Consider the following 20,131-nt stretch of genomic DNA (forward strand, 5'->3'; position numbering starts at 1 on the left):
GGGATTACTTGAGGCGTTCAGCCAGATAACGCGGATAGTCCGGAATGAGCACGTCGACGGCATCATTGAAGTGTGGCGACTGGATGATGAAATCCGCCGTGGCGACGTTGGTGGCGACAGGGATATTCCAGACGGTCGCCAGACGCAGCAACGCTTTTACATCCGGGTCGTGCGGAACCGCGTTAAGTGGATCCCAGAAGAAAATCAGCACATCAATTTTCCCTTCAGAAATCAACGCGCCAACCTGCTGATCGCCGCCCATCGGACCGCTCAGCATGGCGTTAACGTCCATACCCGTCGCGCGTTGAATCAGATTTCCGGTCGTCCCGGTGGCGTAGAGTACATGTTTTTCCAGCAACGGCTGGTGGCGTTCTACCCAGCTCATCAACATTTTTTTGCAGTGATCGTGTGCAACCAGCGCAATGTGCTTACGCGCCGGCAAAGTGCGAGTCGTCAGTTCCATCATTCAGTTCCATTGTGGGCTTTGCTACAGAGTACTGAATGTGCCTGATGCTGCAAGAGAAAGACGAAAAAAAAGCCGGACGGAACAAAACTTCAGGACGAGGGTTGTTTCTCCGCCCATTGCAAAAAGCTATTGCGGGTTTGCGGGTCCGCCTGGCGAAACCAGTACTTCAGGCGCTGCTCTGTGAGCGTCTGAGATTGCGGCGGAATGGTATCCAGTTCTGAGACCCCCGAAAGCAGGGTGCTGTCGTCGGCCATCATCGTAGCGAACTGGGGCAGGGACGCTCGTTTTGCCGATTTATTGTAGCGCTCCGTTTCTGCCTCAAAATCAATGGTTTTAGTTTTTGAGGTAATGGCGAGGATATCCAGTTGTACCGGGATCGGCATCGCGTCGCCATCCAGTAATTCCAGCCGCGGAGCCACATCAAAATGGCTGGCTTCGCGGTCGCTTTCCAGGCGCGGAAGGTGAAAATTAACCTGCTCCACGCGCTGAGTGTCAAAACTGATCACCAGCGGCGGGGAAATGTAGAGCTGTTCTACATGGCTGGGGAGGCGGATAGTCTTCTCAACCCGAAAAACAAGTTGATGAGGCCCATTATCGAGCTCAATGCTGTCCGCACCGCGCAGGAGCGAACTGGAGACCTTTTTGCCGTCCAGCACCAGCAGGTCAATGTCGGTTGAAAGACGAAGCGTGGTAGCGAAAACCGTGACCGGCAAGCAGAGGGCTATCATCAGGGTCACAGTGCCGGTTTTCATAGGGTTCTCCTGTCCAAAGACCGCCGGGTAAGAATGTATCAAAATTTTTCGAGAATCATGTTTACTAACATATAGACATATTTTAGCGTTTTGCTCTCATACTTCCGGGTGGGACGCATGGTTGGGTTGTCAGGATTGTCGTACACTTTACAAAACAGCCTGGAGAATGATGATGAAAGAGACCGATATTGCTGGCATTTTGACCTCGACCCGCACCATTGCATTGGTTGGCGCAAGCGATAAACCTGACCGTCCAAGCTACCGCGTAATGAAGTATTTACTCGATCAGGGCTATCATGTGATTCCGGTTTCCCCGAAGGTTGCCGGTAAAACCTTGTTAGGGCAGCAGGGCTACGCGACGCTGGCGGACGTGCCGGAAAAAGTGGATATGGTGGATGTGTTTCGTAATTCAGAAGCGGCATGGGGCGTCGCTCAGGAAGCGATTGCGATTGGCGCGAAAACGCTGTGGATGCAATTGGGCGTGATTAATGAGCAGGCCGCGGTGCTGGCGCGCGAAGCGGGATTGATGGTAGTGATGGATCGCTGCCCGGCGATTGAGATCCCACGACTGGGGCTAACGAAGTAAGTTGACGGGCCCGAGAAGCAATGTGCCATCGGGCCCTGGTAAGGATCAGTTACGCAGGCGAGGGGCCTGCAACTGTTTACGGATGGTCTGAGCAAGCTCATCCATCGAAGGCTGTTCAGGATGCTCGTCCTGCGTTTCGCTGCTTAGCTGCGCTTCGGCAAGATAGGTATGCACGGGACGACCGTCATCATCTTCCATCACCACGTGATACCACGGAGCGGCGCGAAGCTCGTCGTTGACCGCCAACTCATCAGGCGACGGCTCTGCAAGCGAATAGACCGGGTCGATATCCACGACCACTCCGAGATATCCTAACAGGGAATGGCGGACCTGCTGGCCGATACCGAATTTGCTGGCAATCATAGTCACCTCCCGGGAAATCATTACTCTCGATATGAGGGTAAAATTCCACTTTTCAAGTTACATGACGCGACAGGCAAACCCTTTGAGATACAGCCCTTCCGGGTAGGTAGCGATCACGGGATGATCGGCGGCCTGACGGAACTGCTCTATAAATTGTACATCACGCCCCGCATCAATTGCGGCATCGGCGATGATTTTCTGAAATAAATCTGTTGTCATCAGGCCGGAACAGGAGAACGTCAGCAGCACGCCGCCCGGATTCAGCAACTGGATCGCCAGCATGTTGATATCCTTGTAACCCCGACATGCCCCCATCAACTGGCTTTTGTTTTCGACAAACTTCGGCGGATCCATCACGATGACATCAAACTTCTCGCCACGATCGCGATAGGTTCGTAACAGTTTAAAGACATCGTCACGGACAAATTCCGCCTTGCTGAGATCGAGTTTGTTGAGTTCAACGTTCTGTTTCGCAATATCCAGCGCTTCCTGGGAGGTATCGACGCTGATCACCTGACGGCAACCGCCCATCAGCGCAGAAACGGCAAAACCTCCGGTGTAGGAGAAACAATTGAGCACCCGCTGGTTTTCGACATAACGACGCGTCGCCAGACGGCTATCACGCTGATCGAGGTAATAACCGGTTTTATGACCGCCCTGGATATCCACCAGCAGTTTCATACCATGCTCTTCAATCGGCAGCAGTGCAGGGGGGATCTCACCGGTGACCGGGCCTTGCGTCAGTTCCATCCCCTCTTTTTTACGTACCGCGACATCGCTACGGTCATAAATCGCACATTCCGGGTAGAGCGCTTGCAGCACGCTAATCAATGCGGCACGCTGATATTCCGCGCCGGCGCTGAGCAGTTGCAGCACCAGGAAATGACCGAAGCGGTCGATGGTCACGCCCGGCAAGCCGTCGGATTCTCCGGCGATCAAACGATAGCTGTCCAGACCATCTTTTTTTGCCAGCCAGTCGCGCCATTGCTGCGCCTGTTGCAGACGGCGGGTGAAGAAGGCGATATCGACAGACTCGTTCTTGTCGAAGGTCCAGACGCGTGCGCGGATTTGCGACGCCGGGGAAAAGGCGCCACGGGCTAACCATTTACCCTGATGGTCAACAATGTCGATGGTTTCACCGAGGTTGGCTTTACCTTCCATACGGGCAACAGCACCAGAAAAGACCCACGGATGGCGGCGAAGTAATGATTTTTCGCGCCCTTTGGCTAACACTAAACGTACACTCATAATTAACGGTTCTGTCGAATCAAAGAAATGGGCGCCATTGTCCTGAGTTTTACCCGGATTTGCAACGCGCCCGAGGATGTGAAGGAGAATAACAATGTCGAGAGTCTGCATTATCGCGTGGGTTTATGGCCGGGTTCAGGGGGTGGGATTTCGCTATACCACGCAGCAGGAGGCACGGCGCCTGAGCTTAACCGGTTACGCAAGGAACAGGGATGATGGCAGCGTGGAGGTTGTTGCCAGCGGCGAAGCGGAACAGGTCGACAAATTACTGAAGTGGCTCAAGGACGGCGGCCCGCGTTCTGCCCGGGTAGACAGAGTCCTGAGTGAGCCGCACCGTCCTCGAGAGGCGTTTACCGGTTTTAGTATTCGTTATTAAATACACTTCACCGGTTTCGGCAGGCCAGCAATTTTGGTGGCCTGTTTTGCCGGACCTTTCGGGAACAGACGATACAGATAACGGCTGTTGCCTTTCTCCTCGCCAAACTTATTTGCCATCGCCTTGACCAGCATCCGAATCGCAGGCGAAGTATTAAACTCCAGATAAAAGTCGCGCACAAAACGCACCACTTCCCAGTGTTCCGGGGAGAGGGTAATTCCCTCGTTTTCAGCAATGACCACCGCCATCGCTTCGCTCCACTGCGCGCTCTCTTTCAGATAGCCGTCGGCGTCGGTAGCGATTTCTTTACCTTCAAAGATCAACATAATTCTTCACTGCGTTAGACAACCTGGCGGCAGTTTACCAAAAAACAAAGCCCCGCATAAGCGGGGCCGGGTGTCATGCTTTGTGGCCGTTAATCGCGGCTGGCGAAGCCCAGAATGCTGAGCAGGCTGACAAAGATGTTGTACAGCGAAACGTAGAGGCTAACCGTTGCGCGGATATAGTTGGTCTCACCGCCACGGATGATGTTGCTGGTTTCAAACAGGATTGCGCCTGAAGAAATCAGAATAAACACCGCGCTGATCGCCAGGTGCAGTGCCGGCAGTTGCAGGAAGATGTTAGCAACCATACCAATCAGCACCACCACAATACCGGCCATCAGCATGCCGCCGAGGAAGGACATGTCTTTGCGAGTGGTCAGCACGTAGGCGGAGCAGCAGAAGAACACCAGCGCAGTACCGCCCAGCGCCATACCGATCACGTCGCCCATTCCTGCGGACAGATAAGCGTTCAGAATCGGCCCAAGGATGTAACCGAGGAAGCCGGTGAAGGCAAACGCGGAAATAATACCGCTTGGCTTGTTCGCCGTTTTATAGGTCAGGAACATCAGTCCGTACATCCCCACCAGCGTCAGAATCAGACCCGGAGAGGGCAGCATCAGCACGGTGCTGGCGGTAGCGGTGATCGCCGAAAACGCCAGCGTCAGGCTCAGCAGAAAATAGGTATTGCGCAGCACTTTGTGCGTGCTGAGTAGCGATGTACGGTCATGTGATGAACTAACAATACGATCCATGAGTCACTCTCTTATGACAGATGTAATTAATGATGGAGGATAATGAAAACACAGACGGCGACACAGCGCTTTTACCCATCTTTACTCATTTGATCTAAATCAGGTTTCATCGTGGATGACAGTGAATGGCTGATAAAGCGTGAGTGTGTGCTGAATAAATGGTCAATCTGTTGTTATTTCAGGCTATTAACAGCATTTTGACTGTTTTTCAGGCAAACGAACACATTCGGGCTTTACACGGCGCATCGGGATGTTTATAGTGCGCCTCATTCCGGAAGTGTGGCCGAGCGGTTGAAGGCACCGGTCTTGAAAACCGGCGACCCGAAAGGGTTCCAGAGTTCGAATCTCTGCGCTTCCGCCAGATTAAACAAGGGGTTACCGAAAGGTAACCCCTTTGTTTTTTTGGCTGTTGGTATAGTGTTGGTATTCGCCCGTCAATCGTATCTACTCATCTTGCTTCTCAGTGTTATGAACATTGAAAACGACTCCTCTCTGCGCTTCCCTCATAATCTGAAATGGCTTTTGCTTTACTATCCTAAAAGTTGGATAAAACGTCATTGTGCTAAGTGCTAATTTAGTCGCAGCACGCAGGCGTGCGTTGTTTTTCATACCACGAATGCAGCAATCGCTGGAAATATCGATGTCCTTGACGCAATGACGCATCTTCAGAAGATTCTCTGGAGCACGTCGTGGCGAACGACCGTTGAAACGAAAGCAATAACTTCGCCGCAATCTGGAAATTAGTAAGGTATGAAAATAGCCTTATAAAAAACATGCTCTTTAGTGGTTATGATTTAAATTACAATATTCAATTTGTGTCTATGCAAAGACAATATAAAAATGCCTGGCATTTACATCTCTGAATTTATATTTTTATTTTTGGTTTTATTTTGATGAATTGTTTAAAGCATTCATTTAAGAATTTTAAAAAATATCTTAAAGAAGTTTAAATAATAAAAATATGTTAAAAAACAATGTGATGTACTGCATATTGCGCATGGTTATAATAGAGCGCTTACTGAGCTTTTAAAATTATTTCATTTGATATACTCCCTCAAAGAATAGAAAATATAGTCCGTGCGTTACTTTTGTGTTTGTATAAATTTGAAATGATCTGGATTGGTTCTGAGTAACATAAGTTCAAAGATATGAATTTATACATATGAATACCTCATATCGTTATTTCACTTAATGCAAAAACGCACTTGTGTTAAGTGTGGTTTTGGTCCTGGCAACACCTTTCTTTTTGCTGGTTGAACCCGACCCTATGAGGGATTTTGTACGGAAACGTAATGGAATCATTTTTATTTAATATCCATGGATAAACAAGGAGCGTATCATATGAGTACGTCTTTTAAACCAAATAAAATAGCATTGTTTGTTAGCGCGATTTTGTCCTCTGCCGTATTTACCGCTGCAGCAGGAGCAGACAGCGTTACTATTAGTAATTCAACCGCATCGGATAATCGTACCGTCAACCTGGCGACGGGTAGCGATGTATCATATATCAACGTCAGTGTGAGTGATGGGCTGGTGAAGATGGGAGATAACACGACCATAACCAGCGCCGGAGCCTATCCGGATGATTCTCTATTTTATAACCCGGGTTATTTTGTAAAGGCAACAGCCGGTACAGTCGATCTCGGTAAAAATTTCACGATTAATTACATGTTCGATTATTTAACGAATGGTAATTATAGAGGTAATGCGATTTATCTGTCGGGGACAGGGGTGCTGAAGGCTGAAAACCTGACCATTAACGAAGAGCAAACCCACGTTGATGATAGCGATCTTGTTAGCGCCATTTCTCTTATCGGAAGTGCACGTGCAGATCTAAAAGGAACGACAACCATTAAGACTGGGAACATTGAGACCAGTGGTGACGCTATTATCAATGCAGAAAATGTCAATATTTCTTATATTGATACAGATCCCCTTTCCAGACGGGGGCACCACGCCTCGTTACAATTAGACGGTAAAGAGTCAAACTTTACTGGTAATGTTAATATTAAGGCGGTTAACGCTACCAATGGTTATCTGGAAGGGATTGATATTACTGGCAATGAAGCGACGTTCTCAGGCAAAACGACGCTGGATATGGACAATGCTATAGGAAGTATCAGAGGCATTGAACTGCTGGATACCATTTATCATTTTGTTGGCCGCGGTGACGATGATATTCCTGAATACCTGACCAATAATGTTAAGTTTAATGAACTTAACATTAAGGCTATTAGCCATGGTAGCGCCGCAGATCATCAATCTGTTTCGGGTTTAGTCAGCTACAGCCAGAAGGGAACCACCGACCTTTCCGTTAATAACCTTACCATCGATGTATCAGGTAATTACACTGCTACGGGTATTCAACTCGGCAACAGTGATGTGCTGGGTTCTGCTAAATACCGTATCGGTGATGCCCGCGTAAAAGTGTCCGGAGGCAATGCTGCGACGTTAACAGGTTATTCCAGCAGTAGCGCTACCGGGGCCACAACAGATACTGAGATTAACAATCTTAATGTCCAGTCAGAAGGCGGTAAAACGGTCTATTTACTGAGCCAGTATGGCTCAAACGATCGCTTTAAAGGGAATGTGACGCTGGGCAGCCAGCTTTCTTATGATTCCGTTGCTGATACGCTCTATTCCATTTACGGTTCCTCCTTGGGGGGTAGCGGCTCTACCAACATTGTTAACAACAACAAACTGGTTGCCTTTGGCAAAATGTATTCCCGTGAAGGTCATGCCATCAATATTGTTTCCGGTGATAACTCCTATATCTATGGCGATACGGCCACGGAAAGCACCGGCACCATCAACCTCGCGTTAAATGGCAGCAACAGCAAGTGGGATATGGTAGGTGATTCCAACATAACTAACCTGACACTGAACGGTTCCACGCTGACCTTTATGCCGCCAGCGACGGAGACGCGCAAGCTGGTGCGTGATGCAGATACCTTCAAAACTCTGACGGTAGACGGTGATTTCCGCGGTACTAACGGTAATCTCGTGATGAACACCCAACTGGGTGACGATGCCTCGCCGACCGATCGCCTGATTGTTGCTGGCAACACCTCTGGTACCACCAACGTGAAAGTGCTGAATGCGGGTGGTGCTGGTGGCGTCACCACTGACGGTATCGAGTTGATTAGCGTAGGTGGAAATTCTGACGGTGTATTCACGCAAAGTGGACGTATTGTGGCAGGTGCGTATGACTATACTTTGCAGCGTGGCGAAGGCCCGAACGAGAAGAACTGGTATCTGAGCAGCGCGCTGTCTCCGGAACCGCCTGAGGAGCCCGTTGTCCCGGTTTCCCCGGTTTCTCCGACCGATCCGGTTGGCCCTGTCGTACCACAGAAACCCACTCAACCGAGAGAGCACGCGGTGCGTCCGGAAGCAGGCCTGTATGGCATGAACCTGCAGGCGGCGAACACGCTGTTCAATACCCGTTTGCAGGATCGCCTGGGTGAAACGCATTACGTTGACGCGCTGACCGGCGAAGACGCCGTCACCAGCATGTGGCTGCGTAATGTGGGCGGTCATACCCGTCAGAAAGACAGCAGCGGTCAACTGGATATGCAGGCCAACCGCTATGTCATGCAGCTCGGTGGCGATCTCGCGCAGTGGTCTTCGGGCAACGCCGACCGCTATCATCTGGGTCTGATGGCCGGTTATGCGAACCAGAAAGCGCGCGCCGAAAACCAGCGTAACGGTAACCGTGCCGACAGCCGCGTCAGCGGTTACAGCGTCGGCCTGTACGGCACCTGGCTGCAGGACAATGCGACGCACGAAGGCGCGTATGTCGATACCTGGGCGCAGTACAGCTGGTTTGATAACACCGTGTCTGGCCGTGGTGTCGAATCTGAAGAGTATGATTCTAAAGGTTTCACCGCGTCTGTTGAATCCGGCTACACCTGGAAACTGGCCGAACTCAGCGAGCGCAACGCGCTGTACATCCAGCCCAAAGCCCAGGTCACCTGGATGGGCGTGAAGGCCGATGAGCACAAAGAAGTTAACGGTACCCGCGTGGAAGGTAACGGTGATGGCAACATCCAGACCCGCGTCGGTGTGCGTCTGTTCGGCAAGGGCCACAACAAACTGGATGACGGTAAAGACCGCACCTTCCAGCCGTTTGTGGAAGCCAACTGGATCCACAACACCAAAGACTTTGGCGTCGCAATGAACGGTGAAAACGTGAATCTGAAGGGTACCCGCAATATTGGCGAACTGAAAGCCGGTGTTGAAGGTCAGTTGACGAAGAACGTTGCCCTGTGGGGTAACATCGGTCAGCAGATCGGTGATAAAGGCTACAGTGACACGTCTGCAATGTTAGGTATCAAACTGGCATTCTGATGTCTTAATAAAATCGAGTGAATACAATATAGGTGAACAATGTTCATTGGTATTGTATTCACCGTTTGTACCATACGAGTCATCAATGAATATCTCTTCAACAGGCTTCAGGATCATTTATTGAGTCTTTTCTGACACCGGAAAACCCCGAAGGCGGTTATTCATCCGACGTGAACGAAACAGAACCACCGAAAAGTGTTACTTTTCATATCTGGACAGCGTACCGCCCGTTTACTGCATAGAGTCAGGGCGTCAAGGACTGGCTGAAAACGAAAGGGGATAAAACCAGTCCCTGCGCGTGGCTGCTTACTGTGAATTAGCGCAACGTGGCGGCCTGGACCGTACCGCGCGGATTAACATCAAGGAATACCTCGTATTTCCCCTTGGTCCACTGCAACGGTTCCGGGTTCTGGAATCCGCTTTTCTCAAGCGCAGCATAGGCGTCGTCGGTGCTTTGGCCGATGACAGAATCTTCCAGCATCGCAGCGATTTTTGCGCGCTCCTGCATTGCTGGTGTTTGTGCTGCTTTAGCGTTTTGCGCCTTTGTTTTATGGATATCGCAAGTACCGTTTGAGTCCGTAACCATATTGCATCCTGAGCGATCCAACTGCTCGCGATAGTGCGCGCTAATTGCGTGCGCGGGGAGCACGGTTGCCATTGCCAAAACCATCACCGCTAATTGCTTCTTAAACATCATCATTACCTAATCTTTAGTGTCTGAACTCTGACCCGTTACCCACAGTATGTGGAGGGCGACTTTTATTGTTTTGAAAAAATAAAGCCGCGAATAATAGTCCTGTTGAATGGTTTCGGTGGTTGATTAAAGTCAAACTTGCTTAAGTCTTAACGGTCTTTGCGGGCCTGAAGCTCAGGAGAGTATCGCTCGTCGACGATTTTAATGGTTTCTGGCGCCCGAGTGATAAGTAGGGGGAAGCGGAAAAGTCCGCTTCATGACCTGCCCGCCTGGTGACGGGAGCGGACATGGATAAACACTGGCGTTTGATTAAACGCTACGACGTTTTTCAAATTTGATGTCGGTATCATTAATGTTCGTCCCATTTCCCCAGCCGAGTTGAACGTAAAATTTCGCCGCCCGACTATTTTTGTCAGTTTCCAGCCAGACTACCGTATGGTGTTTGAATAACTCCTGCTCAGCAATCTTAACAAGCCTGCGGCCTGTGCCTTTACCTTCATGCTCCGGGTGCACGAAGACGGCAAAAAGACAGCCTTCATCTGGCAAAATCATGGAGAAACCGATAATTTTTCCGTTTTCAGTCGCCACCCATGTGCAACAACTTTTTTGAATCATATCGGCCACGACGTCCTCGGTGATCCCCCGAAGCCGCAATTCTTCGCGGCTAAGATGATTCTCGGTAACTGAAGTTCTGACGTCGAAAATAGTTTCGACATCAGAAACTTGAGCGGGTCGTATACTGATGCTCATAAGTCGCGCTCCATGTATAAAAAAATAGTGATGATGCTCTCTGTTCTTACCGGTATGTGTAGATCCATAGTGTTAAGCCCTACACAAACGCATCCCAAAAGATGCGTTTGTGTAATGACAGCACGTTTTTTGTTTAAACCTTAACAGGTTCATTCAGCGTAAGCGCGTTATCATTTTCAACTAACGGATGGAATGAAATGTCTTTGTCGGGGGAAATGCAATACGTTTCAATCCTTCCAGCGCTTTTTCAAGGTAAACGCGTGGGCATCCGAGATTCAGGCGGATAAAACCATTGCCCATCGGGCCGAAACTATTTCCCATTGAAGGTGCAATACCCGCAACGTCAGCCATTACCCATTTGAGTTGTTCGTCATCCAGTCCCAGCGCCTTGCAATCAACCCATAACAGATACGTGGCCTGGGAAGGGGCAACCCGAGCCCAGGGGAGAGACTCATCGACCTGTTTGATAAACCAGCGGCGATTTTCTGCCAGATAATCGAGTAGCTCATCCAGCCACGGAGCACCATGTTGCCACGCTGCCGTACTCGCCTCGATGGAGAGCGCATTGAATACATCCAGCCCATGCGCATCCAGACGGCGCAAAAAGTGTTCACGCAATGCCGTCGCCGGGATCAGAAAGTTTGCAATACGCAATGTCGACAACCCAAAGGTCTTACTGGCGGAAGTGGCAGAGATGACGCGTGAATGCCAGCGTTCTCCCAGGTGCAGGACGGAAGTAAATTGTTCTCCCGGAAGTAGCAAATCGGCCCATATTTCGTCGGACACCAATGTAACATTATATTCCTCGCACAAGGTGAGGAGCTGTTCCAGTTCTTGTGCCGACCAACAACGACCGGTTGGGTTATGCGGATTACATAAAATCATTAATGGCGGGCGTTCAGTACGGAATAGCATTTCCAGATGAACTAAATCCATCTGGTAACCCGTAGCGAAGTCCTCATGCAAGGGATTTTCCAGTAACCGCCTGCCGTTGAGGGTTATGATTTTTGCAAACGATCCATACCAGGGCCCCTGGACCACCACCCCTTCACCGGGTTGGCTCAGCATTTGAACCAGTAGCGATAGCCCCGGAACGACACCTTCAACGCTGCATATCCACTCTTGCGCTATCTCCAGCCGATGTCGGGTTGAGAACCATGCGATTAATGAATCAAAGTAAGCTTGCGGTCGTTCGCTGTAACCGAAAACACCGTGCTTAACGCGGTGAATTAAGGCCTCCTGAACAGCGTCCGGGCAGGTAAAGTCAAAATCAGACACCCACATCGGCAGCAGTTCATGTGCTCCCTCGCCAAAATACCGTGTCATAAAGTCCCATTTCACAGAACCCGTGTTGTGGCGATCAATAATCTTATTAAAATCCATCGAATTCCCTTCCTATTCTGCTGCCGTTAAATTCTGTTCTTTTCCTGTGACTGCGGATGTTTTCGCAATACCGATACCAGTGAAACCAAAAAATAAGGCAAAGAAGATAGCGGCATAGCACTGGACGGCCCAGGGCAGTAAATCCAGCGTACTCACTCCTAATGTTGTTGCCATATAGACACCGGCAGAGGTCCACGGTAACAGCGGTTCAATGACGGTTCCCGCATCTTCAATGGTACGGGAGAGATTTTTGGTATCCAGTCCCATCCGACGGTACGCGTCCTTAAACAATTCAGCAGGAACCAGAAGTGCCAGCTTTCCGTCGCTTGTCGCGCCGGTCACCAGAATCGTGGTACCAATGGTTGCCGCAATTAACTGGCCAACACTGTGAATGACCGTCAGTAAGCGGTTAATAATAATGTTGAGTGCACCCGTCAACGTTAAGGCACCAGCGAAAGAGAACGCGCAAAATACCAGAAGGATAGTGCCCATCATTGAGAACATCCCCCCACGGTTAAGCAGGCGCGGAACATCAGCAATGATGCCTTCGCTACCTTGCGGGAACATAGTGATGTTGAATCCATCAATAAAGGCATCCAGCCCTTGCTTGATGCTGAGCCCCTGCATAACGACGCCCAGAATCAGAGCTAACACGCAGGCACTCAACATTAACGGGATCACTGGCTTCTTGCGGATAGCTCCCCATAACACAATGACAGGAGGCAAAATCAGAACGATATTAAAGTGGTACAGCGACTCCAGGGCGTTGACAATATCGGTGACCCGCTGGGGCGTTGCGACCTCGCCCAGCATCGTACTGTGGCCCGCAATAAGATAAACCACGGCAGCAAGCAGAAAGCTCGGGATAGTGGTCCATAATAAATGCTGAATATGCTCGAAAAGGGTGGTATCTGCGACAATTGCCGCAAAGTTGGTTGAGTCTGACAGCGGTGATATCTTGTCCCCAAAGTAGGCCCCTGAAACAACCGCGCCCGCCGCTGCCGCCAGGGATACATCCAGTCCAGCGGCAACCCCCATCAACGCAACCCCAACGGTGCCTGCTGAACCCCATGATGTACCGGTACATACCGATACGACACTGGTCAGGAAGAAGGCGGCGATGAGAATGTATTCGGGGCTGATGAGTTTGAGTCCCCAGTACACCATGTAAGGAATCGTGCCGCTGAACATCCATGTACCAATCAAGGCGCCCACGCAGATCAAAATCATGATGACCGGCATCGCTTTCGCGAGTTTATCCACTACCGAGCTGATGATGTCTTCCCAGCTATACCCCTGCCACCAGGCCAGTCCGGCGGCGACGGCAGCAGAGCAGAGCAACAACGGCTCAATGCGCAACCCCATGATGCCGTAGCCAATAATTAGCAGCAGTAGCATGGCTAAAATAGGGAGCAGCGCCAGTCCGAATGAGAGCGTTTTTTTGTTTTTTTGAGAGGCATTCATAGATGAATCTCCAGTCTGTAAGGTCGCTCAAGAGTAGATGAACACCCATTTACCTGACTGTGATCGCTCGTTCGCCCTCATGTAAGCGATTACATGAGAGTGGTAAATTTGAAGTAGATCACGATTCAGAGACTTGACCATTCAGTCATTGCGATGGGGTGAAATAACGGAATCACGGATAACCAGTTCAGCAGCAAAGTTATTCATACCCGGCTGCTGCGTCATTCCCTTAAAGAGTTGTATTGCCAGTTGAGAAGCCCGACGCGCCATTCGTTCAACCGGATAATGCATCGTAGTCAGTGCCGGAAAGAGGTAACGTGCCATCACCACATCATCAAATCCTACGATGGAAAGTTGCTGCGGTAGCGCAATGCCTTTCTGATGGAGGATGCGCATGATGCCGGCGGCCATGACATCATTGAATGTCACCGCGGCGGTGAAAGGAATCGCGCTGTTAAGAAGCTGGTGTGCTGCGCGTTCACCTCCTTCTTCATTAAAAGGTACGCTAATCACCCAGCTTTTTTCTGGCGTAATGCCATATTCAGCTAACGCCTGGCGATATCCTTCCAGCCGCTCGTGGCGATCGATAATCGGTAAATCACTTGTCACACAGGCAATACACCGGTGCCCTTGTTCCAGCAGATGACGCGTTGCCGTTTTCGCCGCGTGACAATTTTCCAGCCATACGCAGCGATTGGCCATACCGGCAATATAGCGGTTTACAACCACCATAGCAGGCAAATGGGCCGCATAGCGCAGCAGCTCCTTTTCAGGCAATCGGCTCGCATGTACCACAATCGCCTCACAGCCCTGGTTGATCAGAAAATCAAGCCCGGCTTTTTCCATTCCTTCGTCGTGACCGCCGCTGCAGACCATCAAACGGAATCGTTCGGCGCGTGAGACTTCCTCGACGCCGCGCGCAAGCCGGGCAAAAAAGGGATCGGCAAGATTGCCAGTCAATAACCCGAGCATGTCACCGCTCCGCTTTGCCAGCGCAATCGCGGCGGCATTGCGACGATAATTCAGTTCTCGCATGGCTTTTTCAACACGTTCACGCGTCACGGGTTCAACCCATGCGGTTTGATTAATGACACGTGAAACGGTCGCGGTTGACACGCCCGCTAACTGTGCAACATCCTTTATCGTTGCCATAACGTCACCTTAATTTTTAGATGGTTAAGTCTTTTACCTGTTGCTCGTCATTATACTTTCAACCGGCACAACATTTGCGCGCTAACATCATGAGATAGAAGCCTCAGACGCCGCCGCCAGGATCCCTGACTGGAATACGGACATGTTGTCAGACTATGCTGTGAACAGAAAACGTTGCACGCCACAGACCTGAAGTCCAGTCCTGCTGGGCGTCAAAAGTGGGCGTTAGCTTATACCTCATGCGGAGGAGTATGAAAAAGCTGTTGCTGGTTACCTTTGTATTAACTGCGTTTGCAGCCAATTCTATCCTCTGTCGTATTGCCTTAAAGAACGGGTATTCCGACCCCGAGACGTTCAGCATGTTGAGATTACTCGGTGGGGCAGTCGCGTTGCTGGCCTGTCCTCAGCCACTGCCAGCACCTTGCAACTGAGCGTCCCCTGTATTGCAGCGGGAGGCGGGATCGTGTTTCTCGGGGAGTTGCCGGATATGAGAATCTTGCTTTGTACGCTGGTGGTGTTAGCCGGGATAGCCCTTGTCATCGTCTCCGATCAAAAAAAGAGCAAAGCCTGAGCGTAACCGGTTCTCTGTTTTCCGGTCACGCATGCTGCGCGTTTCAGTAGGCTTATGGTAGTTTGACATTCCCGCACCCTGTTAAAGAGACTCAAGTATGCTGAATGGGCTGAACCACATCACCCTCGCCGTCAGTGATGTTGCAAGAAGCGTTGATTTTTACGTTAATACGCTTGGGTTTACCCTTAAGGCTAAATGGGCCCATGGCGCTTACCTGAGTTTAGGCAGTCTGTGGTTATGCCTTTCTGCGGATGTCGTTACCCGCCGGGACGATTACACCCACTACGCATTCAGTGTTCAGGACGATGATTTCGATGCGTTTGTTGAGAAACTAAAATTGCTGGGTGTTACCGAATGGAAAATCAATAAGAGCGAAGGAAAGTCTTTCTATTTTTTAGATCCTGATGGACACAAGCTGGAAATCCATGATGGCGATTTAACCAGCCGTCTTCACGCGTGCATGAAACATCCTTATGAAGGCATGGTGTTTTTCTGATACCCGCAAAATGAGTGAAGTAGGGGAGCCAGTGAACCGACAAGGCGATCCACTGGCGAAGGCGCACTTATAAAATAATGCTGGCGAGCAGGATGAACAGCAATCCGCACAGGGATAGCAGCGTTGACATCAGCGTCCAGGACAACAGCGTCTCTTTTGTGGTCAGACCGAAGAAGTCTTTAATCATCCAGAAGCTGGCGTCGTTGACGTGAGAGCAGATACAGGAGCCCGCGCCGGTGGCCAGCGTAATCAACGCCAGGTTAGTACTGGGATGCACCGCCAGCAGCGGAATAACCAGCCCGGCGGTGGAAATCGCCGCAACGGTGGCGGAACCCAGACAAATACGCAGGAACGCGGCAACGCCCCAGGCCATCAGGATCGGATTAATATCCATGCCTGAAACCAGGGTGGAAATGTACTGACCCACGCCAGAATCGATGAGAACCTGCTTGAATGCGCCGCCACCGCCGATAATCAGCAGCAGCCCGGCAATACCCGCAATGGCTTTCCCACAGGAATCCATCAGTTCAGGGATTGTCTTCCCGCGGCCCAGACCCATGGTATAAATCGCGAACAACAGTGAAATCAGCATTGCGATTGTCGAGTTGCCTAAGAACAGTAATACGTTATAAAACGTGCCTGACTCCGCGGCGTTTTTGGCATGGGTCATCTGGATAATTGTGACGACCGCCATCAGGATCACTGGCAGCATCGCCGTGAGAAAACTGATGCCAAAGCCCGGCATTTCGTTTTCGCTGAACCGGCGGGTCGCGCCGAGGGAGGCAATATTCCCTTCTTTTTTAAACGCGTCAGGAATAATCCGCTGACAGAATTTATTCAACACCGGTCCGCAAAGAATAAAGGTCGGAATGCCGACAATAATGCCGTAAATCAGTACCAGTCCCACATCCGCGCCATATTCACGGGCAATAACGGTTGGGCCGGGGTGCGGGGGTAAAAAACCGTGCGCGACCAGCAAACCGGAAAGCATTGGCACGCACATAAACATCGGCGATATTTTCGCTTCACGGGCAATGGCGAATAAAATAGGCACCAGAAGAATTAAGCCAACTTCGAAAAAAAGCGCGATGCCGACGATAAAGGCTGAACAGACCACCGCCCAGTCAAGCCGCTTTTTACCGAAATAATTCAGCATGGTCAGGGCGATTCGCTGTGCGCCGCCCGCATCAGCCAGTAAGCGACCGAGCATCACGCCGAAGCCGAAGATTAAACCAATATGGCCCAGCGTACCGCCAAGACCGGATTCGACCGACGTGACAACTTTATTCAGATCCATTCCACTGGCAATGGCGACAGCAATCGAGACAATAATTAAGGAAACAAACGTATTGAGTTTAATTTTAATGGTTAAAAGCAGGAGTAAAGCAATCCCTGCCACAACGATAATTAGTGGCATAACGTCCTCTCATTGTAGGGTAGCGACCGGTCATAGCCCGACTACGCAATGTATTAATAATGCGTAGCCGGATTATTCAGCAGTCTGGATATTTTTATTTTTGCTTTAAGTGGTTATTCATATAATCGCTCAGGGCTGCGCCGATTTTATTCACATCATAAATACAGCCCGTCCATGTTCCGCCGCTTACTGCCTGAAGCATCGCCCAAAGCCGGGTGTCGTCTGGCAGTTCAGGATCAGGAAGTAAATCCTGATGACTGGGTCTGGCATTTAATCGTGCAGTTGCCTCCTCACGTGAAGGTAATGTTTCATCGTTACGGGTTCCGAGGAAATTGACTTCGCCCTGAAGTTCACGGCAATCAATTTTAATTTCAATAATATCCCCGGTGCGTAATTTACTGATTGGCCCCCCAGCCAGGGCTTCCGGCCCCACATGACCAATGCACGCGCCAGTAGAAACGCCTGAGAAACGCGCATCGGTGATCAGTGAGACATGCTTACCATAAGACAGATGTTTCAGGGCGCTGGTAACCTGGTAGGTTTCCTCCATTCCGGTACCGGAAGGGCCGACGCCGATGATGACCAGAATATCGCCCGCTTTAATCTTGTCGTGCTTGATGTCGTAAATTGCGCTTTTCTCGGACAGATAAACCTTCGCCACCCCTTTATGGTAATAGATGCCCTGATCATCAATCACTGAGGGGTCGATGGCGGTGGATTTGATCACCGATCCTTCCGGGGCAATATTGCCCACCGGGAAGGTGATTGTTGAGGTCAGGCCACGCTCCCGGGCGCGTGGCGGTGACATGATCACCTCGTCGGCGTCGATCTGTTCCTGGTCGCGCAGAAGCTGTTTGAACCGCTGTCGCCGCTCGGAGTGTTCCCACCAGTCGAGGTTCTCCTTCAGTGTGCTACCGGTTACGGTCATCACGTCTTCATGCAGCAATCCAAGACGGCGAAGATGCAACATCACTTCCGGCACACCGCCCGCCATGAATGCATTGACCGTCGGATGATAAACCGGACCATTGGGGAGTACGCTCACCAGCCGGGGCACCCGCTTGTTGATGCGGATCCAGTCGTCAACGGTCGGGACATGGCAGCCTGCCTGATGGGCAATCGCCGGGATGTGCAGCAGCAGGTTTGTTGAGCCGCCAAACGCCGCATGAACCGTCATCGCATTCTCAATCGCTTTGTCGGTAAGGATTTCCCGGGTAGTGATACCTTGTTTACACAAGTTCAACGCTGCCCTTGCGGAGGCTCTGGCGATCTCCTGCCACACCGGCTCACCGGAAGGGGCCAGCGCAGAGTGCGGGATGGCCAGCCCCAGACCTTCGGCCACCACCTGCGATGTCCCGGCGGTGCCCAGAAATTGACAGCCGCCGCCAGAGGAGGCACAGGCCTTACAGCCAGCACGACGAGCGTCCTGTAGCGATAACTCGCCATTGGCGAAGCGTGCGCCGATGGTCTGCACTTTGCCGTTATCTTCCCCATCCTTCGCGGGCAGCGTCGCGCCACCGGGCACCAGCACTGTCGCTTTGTCATGCTGCGCGGCGAGGGCCATCATGGTGGCCGGGAGTCCCTTGTCACAGCTCGCTACGCCAATGACGGCTTTCGCATCGGGCAGGGAGCGGATCAGGCGGCGCATCACCATTGAGGCGTCATTACGGTACGGCAGCGAATCAAACATCCCCGTTGTACCCTGAGTCCGTCCGTCGCACGGATCGGAAACATACACGGCATAGGGTAGGGCGTGGTTCGCTTTGATCACCTCTGCGGCCGCTTTCATCTGGATATCCAGCTCGTAGTGACCCTGGTGCAGCGCCAGCGCGATGGGCTTACCGTCAGCCCCGCGTAACCCTCCCAGCGTGCTGAGCAGTAAAATGCCGTCGCGATCCAGTTCGTCCGGAGACCAGCCCATTCCGGCATTCATGGTCATCCCGAACAGGTCCCCGCTCGGGCGGTTGATGAGCATCTCCGCCGTCAGCGGCAGTTCACCGTCAGGGCCATCGGCGTGCGTTCTGACGGTGTAGATATCGTGACTCTCGTCAGCAAAAATAGAGCGAACAGACATGATCTTCTCCTCAGAGCGATAAAATTCCCTGTGCGACCAGCAGTGCATGGACTTTTTCTTTGGCTTCTTCTGACACGTCGAGAATCGGCGGCAAGCAATACGTTTCCACCGGCAATCCCACGCACTGCATGCTGTATTTGATCAGTGAGACAAACGGCGTTTCCAGGGCGTAAATTGCCGGCAGTTGCAGCAGCTTTTGATTCAGGGTGGCGGCGGTAGCCAGATCGCCCTCGCGCCAGGCGCGGTAGATACCGACAGAGAGCTCCGGAGCAAAGTTCGCGCTGGCGGATATTGCGCCATCGCCGCCCAGCAGCAGGGTGTTGAGTAAATGGTCGTCGTAGCCGCAAAAGACCGAAAATGACGGGCGCACTGACTTAACGGTGTTAATCATCGTGCGCAGATGGCCGACGCTGTCGATGGTGTCTTTGATCCCGACGATGTTCTCATTTTGCAGCGCCAGACGTTTCACGGTCTCCGGGGTTAAGTCCTGGCCGGTCAGATCCGGAAAGTTGTACAGGATCACCGGCAGCGTGACGCTACGGGCGATCTGCTGGTAATAGTCGTCAAGATTGCGCGGCGCAACCTTCCAGTAGTAGGGGTTGATAGCGACAACGCCGTCAGCGCCGCAGGCCTGGGCATGCTGCGCCAGTTTGACCGCTTCATCAGTAGAAGGCGAACCGACGCCAATTAGGACCGGAACCCGACCGTCGACAACGGCGACGGCCTCTTCGGTGAACGCCATTCGCTGGGCGGTATTCATCTGGCTAAATTCACCCCCGGTGCCAAGGTAAAACAGCCCGTCGACTCCCTTATTGATCAGGAAGTCGGCAACCTGACGCATTGCCGTTTTATCAATGGTTCCGTCACGATGAAACGTGCTGGATACCGGTGGAATAATGCCGCTGAATTTTCTCATT

General features: G+C 51.3%; 17 protein-coding genes, 1 tRNA gene and 2 pseudogenes. 6 read left to right on the forward strand and 14 right to left on the reverse strand.

Annotated elements, in window-relative coordinates:
• Positions 1–4 precede the first annotated feature (4 nt).
• On the reverse strand, positions 5–463 hold the full coding sequence (gene mgsA, locus AL479_RS18050; RefSeq protein ID WP_044256300.1) for a methylglyoxal synthase: 459 nt from the start codon (positions 461–463) through the stop codon (positions 5–7).
• 92 nt (positions 464–555) lie between these two features.
• Positions 556–1,218 (reverse strand): DUF2057 family protein, encoded by a 663-nt coding sequence (locus tag AL479_RS18055; protein WP_061077061.1) that lies wholly within the window; start codon positions 1,216–1,218, stop codon positions 556–558.
• Positions 1,219–1,390: 172 nt separating this feature from the next.
• Between AL479_RS18055 and AL479_RS18060 the strand changes: the two genes are divergently transcribed.
• Positions 1,391–1,804: a CoA-binding protein gene (locus AL479_RS18060; protein WP_043001151.1), complete on the forward strand. Its 414-nt coding sequence runs from the start codon at positions 1,391–1,393 to the stop codon at positions 1,802–1,804.
• Between the two features lie 45 nt (positions 1,805–1,849).
• Here the strand turns inward: AL479_RS18060 and hspQ are convergent, their stop codons facing one another.
• Complete coding sequence (gene hspQ, locus AL479_RS18065; protein WP_042319966.1) at positions 1,850–2,167, reverse strand: heat shock protein HspQ; 318 nt, start codon at positions 2,165–2,167, stop codon at positions 1,850–1,852.
• 57 nt (positions 2,168–2,224) lie between these two features.
• The gene (gene rlmI, locus AL479_RS18070; RefSeq protein WP_061077062.1) at positions 2,225–3,415 is read right to left on the reverse strand and encodes a 23S rRNA (cytosine(1962)-C(5))-methyltransferase RlmI; all 1,191 of its coding nucleotides are present in this window, start codon (positions 3,413–3,415) and stop codon (positions 2,225–2,227) included.
• A 94-nt stretch (positions 3,416–3,509) separates the two neighbouring features.
• On the opposite strand from rlmI, the gene yccX reads away from it, so the two are divergent.
• Complete coding sequence (yccX, locus tag AL479_RS18075) at positions 3,510–3,791, forward strand: acylphosphatase (RefSeq protein ID WP_043001149.1); 282 nt, start codon at positions 3,510–3,512, stop codon at positions 3,789–3,791.
• Here yccX and tusE read toward each other — a convergent pair.
• Together tusE and yccA are read right to left on the reverse strand one after the other, a co-directional pair.
• The gene (gene tusE, locus AL479_RS18080) at positions 3,788–4,117 is read right to left on the reverse strand and encodes a sulfurtransferase TusE (RefSeq protein WP_058587880.1); all 330 of its coding nucleotides are present in this window, start codon (positions 4,115–4,117) and stop codon (positions 3,788–3,790) included. The two genes, yccX and tusE, sit on opposite strands and share 4 nt — an antisense overlap.
• An 89-nt stretch (positions 4,118–4,206) precedes the next feature.
• Positions 4,207–4,866, reverse strand: a complete 660-nt coding sequence (gene yccA / locus AL479_RS18085; protein ID WP_012905355.1) for an FtsH protease modulator YccA — start codon at positions 4,864–4,866, stop codon at positions 4,207–4,209.
• Positions 4,867–5,139: 273 nt separating this feature from the next.
• On the opposite strand from yccA, the gene AL479_RS18090 reads away from it, so the two are divergent.
• The 3 genes and pseudogenes from AL479_RS18090 to AL479_RS24070 all read left to right on the forward strand — a co-directional run.
• Positions 5,140–5,227, forward strand: a tRNA-Ser gene (locus AL479_RS18090).
• Between the two features lie 980 nt (positions 5,228–6,207).
• Positions 6,208–9,213 (forward strand): autotransporter outer membrane beta-barrel domain-containing protein, encoded by a 3,006-nt coding sequence (locus AL479_RS18095; protein ID WP_061077064.1) that lies wholly within the window; start codon positions 6,208–6,210, stop codon positions 9,211–9,213.
• Positions 9,214–9,371: 158 nt separating this feature from the next.
• Positions 9,372–9,452, forward strand: a pseudogene (locus AL479_RS24070) (terminase); the annotation flags it as partial.
• 278 nt (positions 9,453–9,730) lie between these two features.
• Here AL479_RS24070 and AL479_RS18100 read toward each other — a convergent pair.
• The 5 genes and pseudogenes from AL479_RS18100 to AL479_RS18120 form a co-directional block, all read right to left on the reverse strand.
• Positions 9,731–9,910, reverse strand: a pseudogene (locus tag AL479_RS18100) (hypothetical protein); the annotation flags it as partial.
• 306 nt (positions 9,911–10,216) lie between these two features.
• A complete protein-coding gene (locus tag AL479_RS18105; protein WP_061077066.1) occupies positions 10,217–10,657 on the reverse strand; it encodes a GNAT family N-acetyltransferase in 441 nt (146 codons plus the stop codon).
• A 180-nt stretch (positions 10,658–10,837) separates the two neighbouring features.
• Positions 10,838–12,040, reverse strand: coding sequence for a MalY/PatB family protein (locus tag AL479_RS18110; RefSeq protein ID WP_061077067.1), 1,203 nt, complete (start codon positions 12,038–12,040; stop codon positions 10,838–10,840).
• A 12-nt stretch (positions 12,041–12,052) separates the two neighbouring features.
• Positions 12,053–13,504 carry a Na+/H+ antiporter NhaC gene (gene nhaC, locus AL479_RS18115; protein ID WP_061077068.1) on the reverse strand — a complete coding sequence of 484 codons (1,452 nt, stop codon included), beginning with the start codon at positions 13,502–13,504 and terminating at the stop codon, positions 12,053–12,055.
• Between the two features lie 141 nt (positions 13,505–13,645).
• Complete coding sequence (locus AL479_RS18120; protein ID WP_061077069.1) at positions 13,646–14,656, reverse strand: LacI family DNA-binding transcriptional regulator; 1,011 nt, start codon at positions 14,654–14,656, stop codon at positions 13,646–13,648.
• Positions 14,657–15,324: 668 nt separating this feature from the next.
• On the opposite strand from AL479_RS18120, the gene fos reads away from it, so the two are divergent.
• Positions 15,325–15,723, forward strand: a complete 399-nt coding sequence (gene fos / locus AL479_RS18125; RefSeq protein ID WP_061077070.1) for a fosfomycin resistance glutathione transferase — start codon at positions 15,325–15,327, stop codon at positions 15,721–15,723.
• Between the two features lie 67 nt (positions 15,724–15,790).
• Here fos and AL479_RS18130 read toward each other — a convergent pair whose 3' ends face one another.
• The 3 genes from AL479_RS18130 to AL479_RS18140 all read right to left on the reverse strand — a co-directional run bounded on the left by AL479_RS18130 (position 15,791) and on the right by AL479_RS18140 (position 20,130).
• Positions 15,791–17,140: a GntP family permease gene (locus tag AL479_RS18130; protein ID WP_061077071.1), complete on the reverse strand. Its 1,350-nt coding sequence runs from the start codon at positions 17,138–17,140 to the stop codon at positions 15,791–15,793.
• 94 nt (positions 17,141–17,234) lie between these two features.
• Positions 17,235–19,214 carry a xylonate dehydratase YjhG gene (yjhG, locus tag AL479_RS18135; RefSeq protein WP_105291777.1) on the reverse strand — a complete coding sequence of 660 codons (1,980 nt, stop codon included), beginning with the start codon at positions 19,212–19,214 and terminating at the stop codon, positions 17,235–17,237.
• 10 nt (positions 19,215–19,224) lie between these two features.
• Positions 19,225–20,130, reverse strand: coding sequence for a dihydrodipicolinate synthase family protein (locus AL479_RS18140; RefSeq protein WP_146109679.1), 906 nt, complete (start codon positions 20,128–20,130; stop codon positions 19,225–19,227).
• Between the last annotated feature and the right edge of the window lies 1 nt (position 20,131).

The sequence above is a fragment of the Citrobacter amalonaticus genome (assembly GCF_001559075.2).
Classification (GTDB): domain Bacteria; phylum Pseudomonadota; class Gammaproteobacteria; order Enterobacterales; family Enterobacteriaceae; genus Citrobacter_A; species Citrobacter_A amalonaticus_F.

Bases quoted from the DNA above. Each gene is read 5' to 3' on its own strand.
- mgsA (WP_044256300.1), bottom strand. From the start codon at position 463: ATGGAACTGACGACTCGCACTTTGCCGGCGCGTAAGCACATTGCGCTG.
- AL479_RS18055 (WP_061077061.1), bottom strand. From the start codon at position 1,218: ATGAAAACCGGCACTGTGACCCTGATGATAGCCCTCTGCTTGCCGGTC.
- AL479_RS18060 (WP_043001151.1), top strand. From the start codon at position 1,391: ATGAAAGAGACCGATATTGCTGGCATTTTGACCTCGACCCGCACCATT.
- hspQ (WP_042319966.1), bottom strand. From the start codon at position 2,167: ATGATTGCCAGCAAATTCGGTATCGGCCAGCAGGTCCGCCATTCCCTG.
- rlmI (WP_061077062.1), bottom strand. From the start codon at position 3,415: ATGAGTGTACGTTTAGTGTTAGCCAAAGGGCGCGAAAAATCATTACTT.
- yccX (WP_043001149.1), top strand. From the start codon at position 3,510: ATGTCGAGAGTCTGCATTATCGCGTGGGTTTATGGCCGGGTTCAGGGG.
- tusE (WP_058587880.1), bottom strand. From the start codon at position 4,117: ATGTTGATCTTTGAAGGTAAAGAAATCGCTACCGACGCCGACGGCTAT.
- yccA (WP_012905355.1), bottom strand. From the start codon at position 4,866: ATGGATCGTATTGTTAGTTCATCACATGACCGTACATCGCTACTCAGC.
- AL479_RS18095 (WP_061077064.1), top strand. From the start codon at position 6,208: ATGAGTACGTCTTTTAAACCAAATAAAATAGCATTGTTTGTTAGCGCG.
- AL479_RS18105 (WP_061077066.1), bottom strand. From the start codon at position 10,657: ATGAGCATCAGTATACGACCCGCTCAAGTTTCTGATGTCGAAACTATT.
- AL479_RS18110 (WP_061077067.1), bottom strand. From the start codon at position 12,040: ATGGATTTTAATAAGATTATTGATCGCCACAACACGGGTTCTGTGAAA.
- nhaC (WP_061077068.1), bottom strand. From the start codon at position 13,504: ATGAATGCCTCTCAAAAAAACAAAAAAACGCTCTCATTCGGACTGGCG.
- AL479_RS18120 (WP_061077069.1), bottom strand. From the start codon at position 14,656: ATGGCAACGATAAAGGATGTTGCACAGTTAGCGGGCGTGTCAACCGCG.
- fos (WP_061077070.1), top strand. From the start codon at position 15,325: ATGCTGAATGGGCTGAACCACATCACCCTCGCCGTCAGTGATGTTGCA.
- AL479_RS18130 (WP_061077071.1), bottom strand. From the start codon at position 17,140: ATGCCACTAATTATCGTTGTGGCAGGGATTGCTTTACTCCTGCTTTTA.
- yjhG (WP_105291777.1), bottom strand. From the start codon at position 19,214: ATGTCTGTTCGCTCTATTTTTGCTGACGAGAGTCACGATATCTACACC.
- AL479_RS18140 (WP_146109679.1), bottom strand. From the start codon at position 20,130: ATGAGAAAATTCAGCGGCATTATTCCACCGGTATCCAGCACGTTTCAT.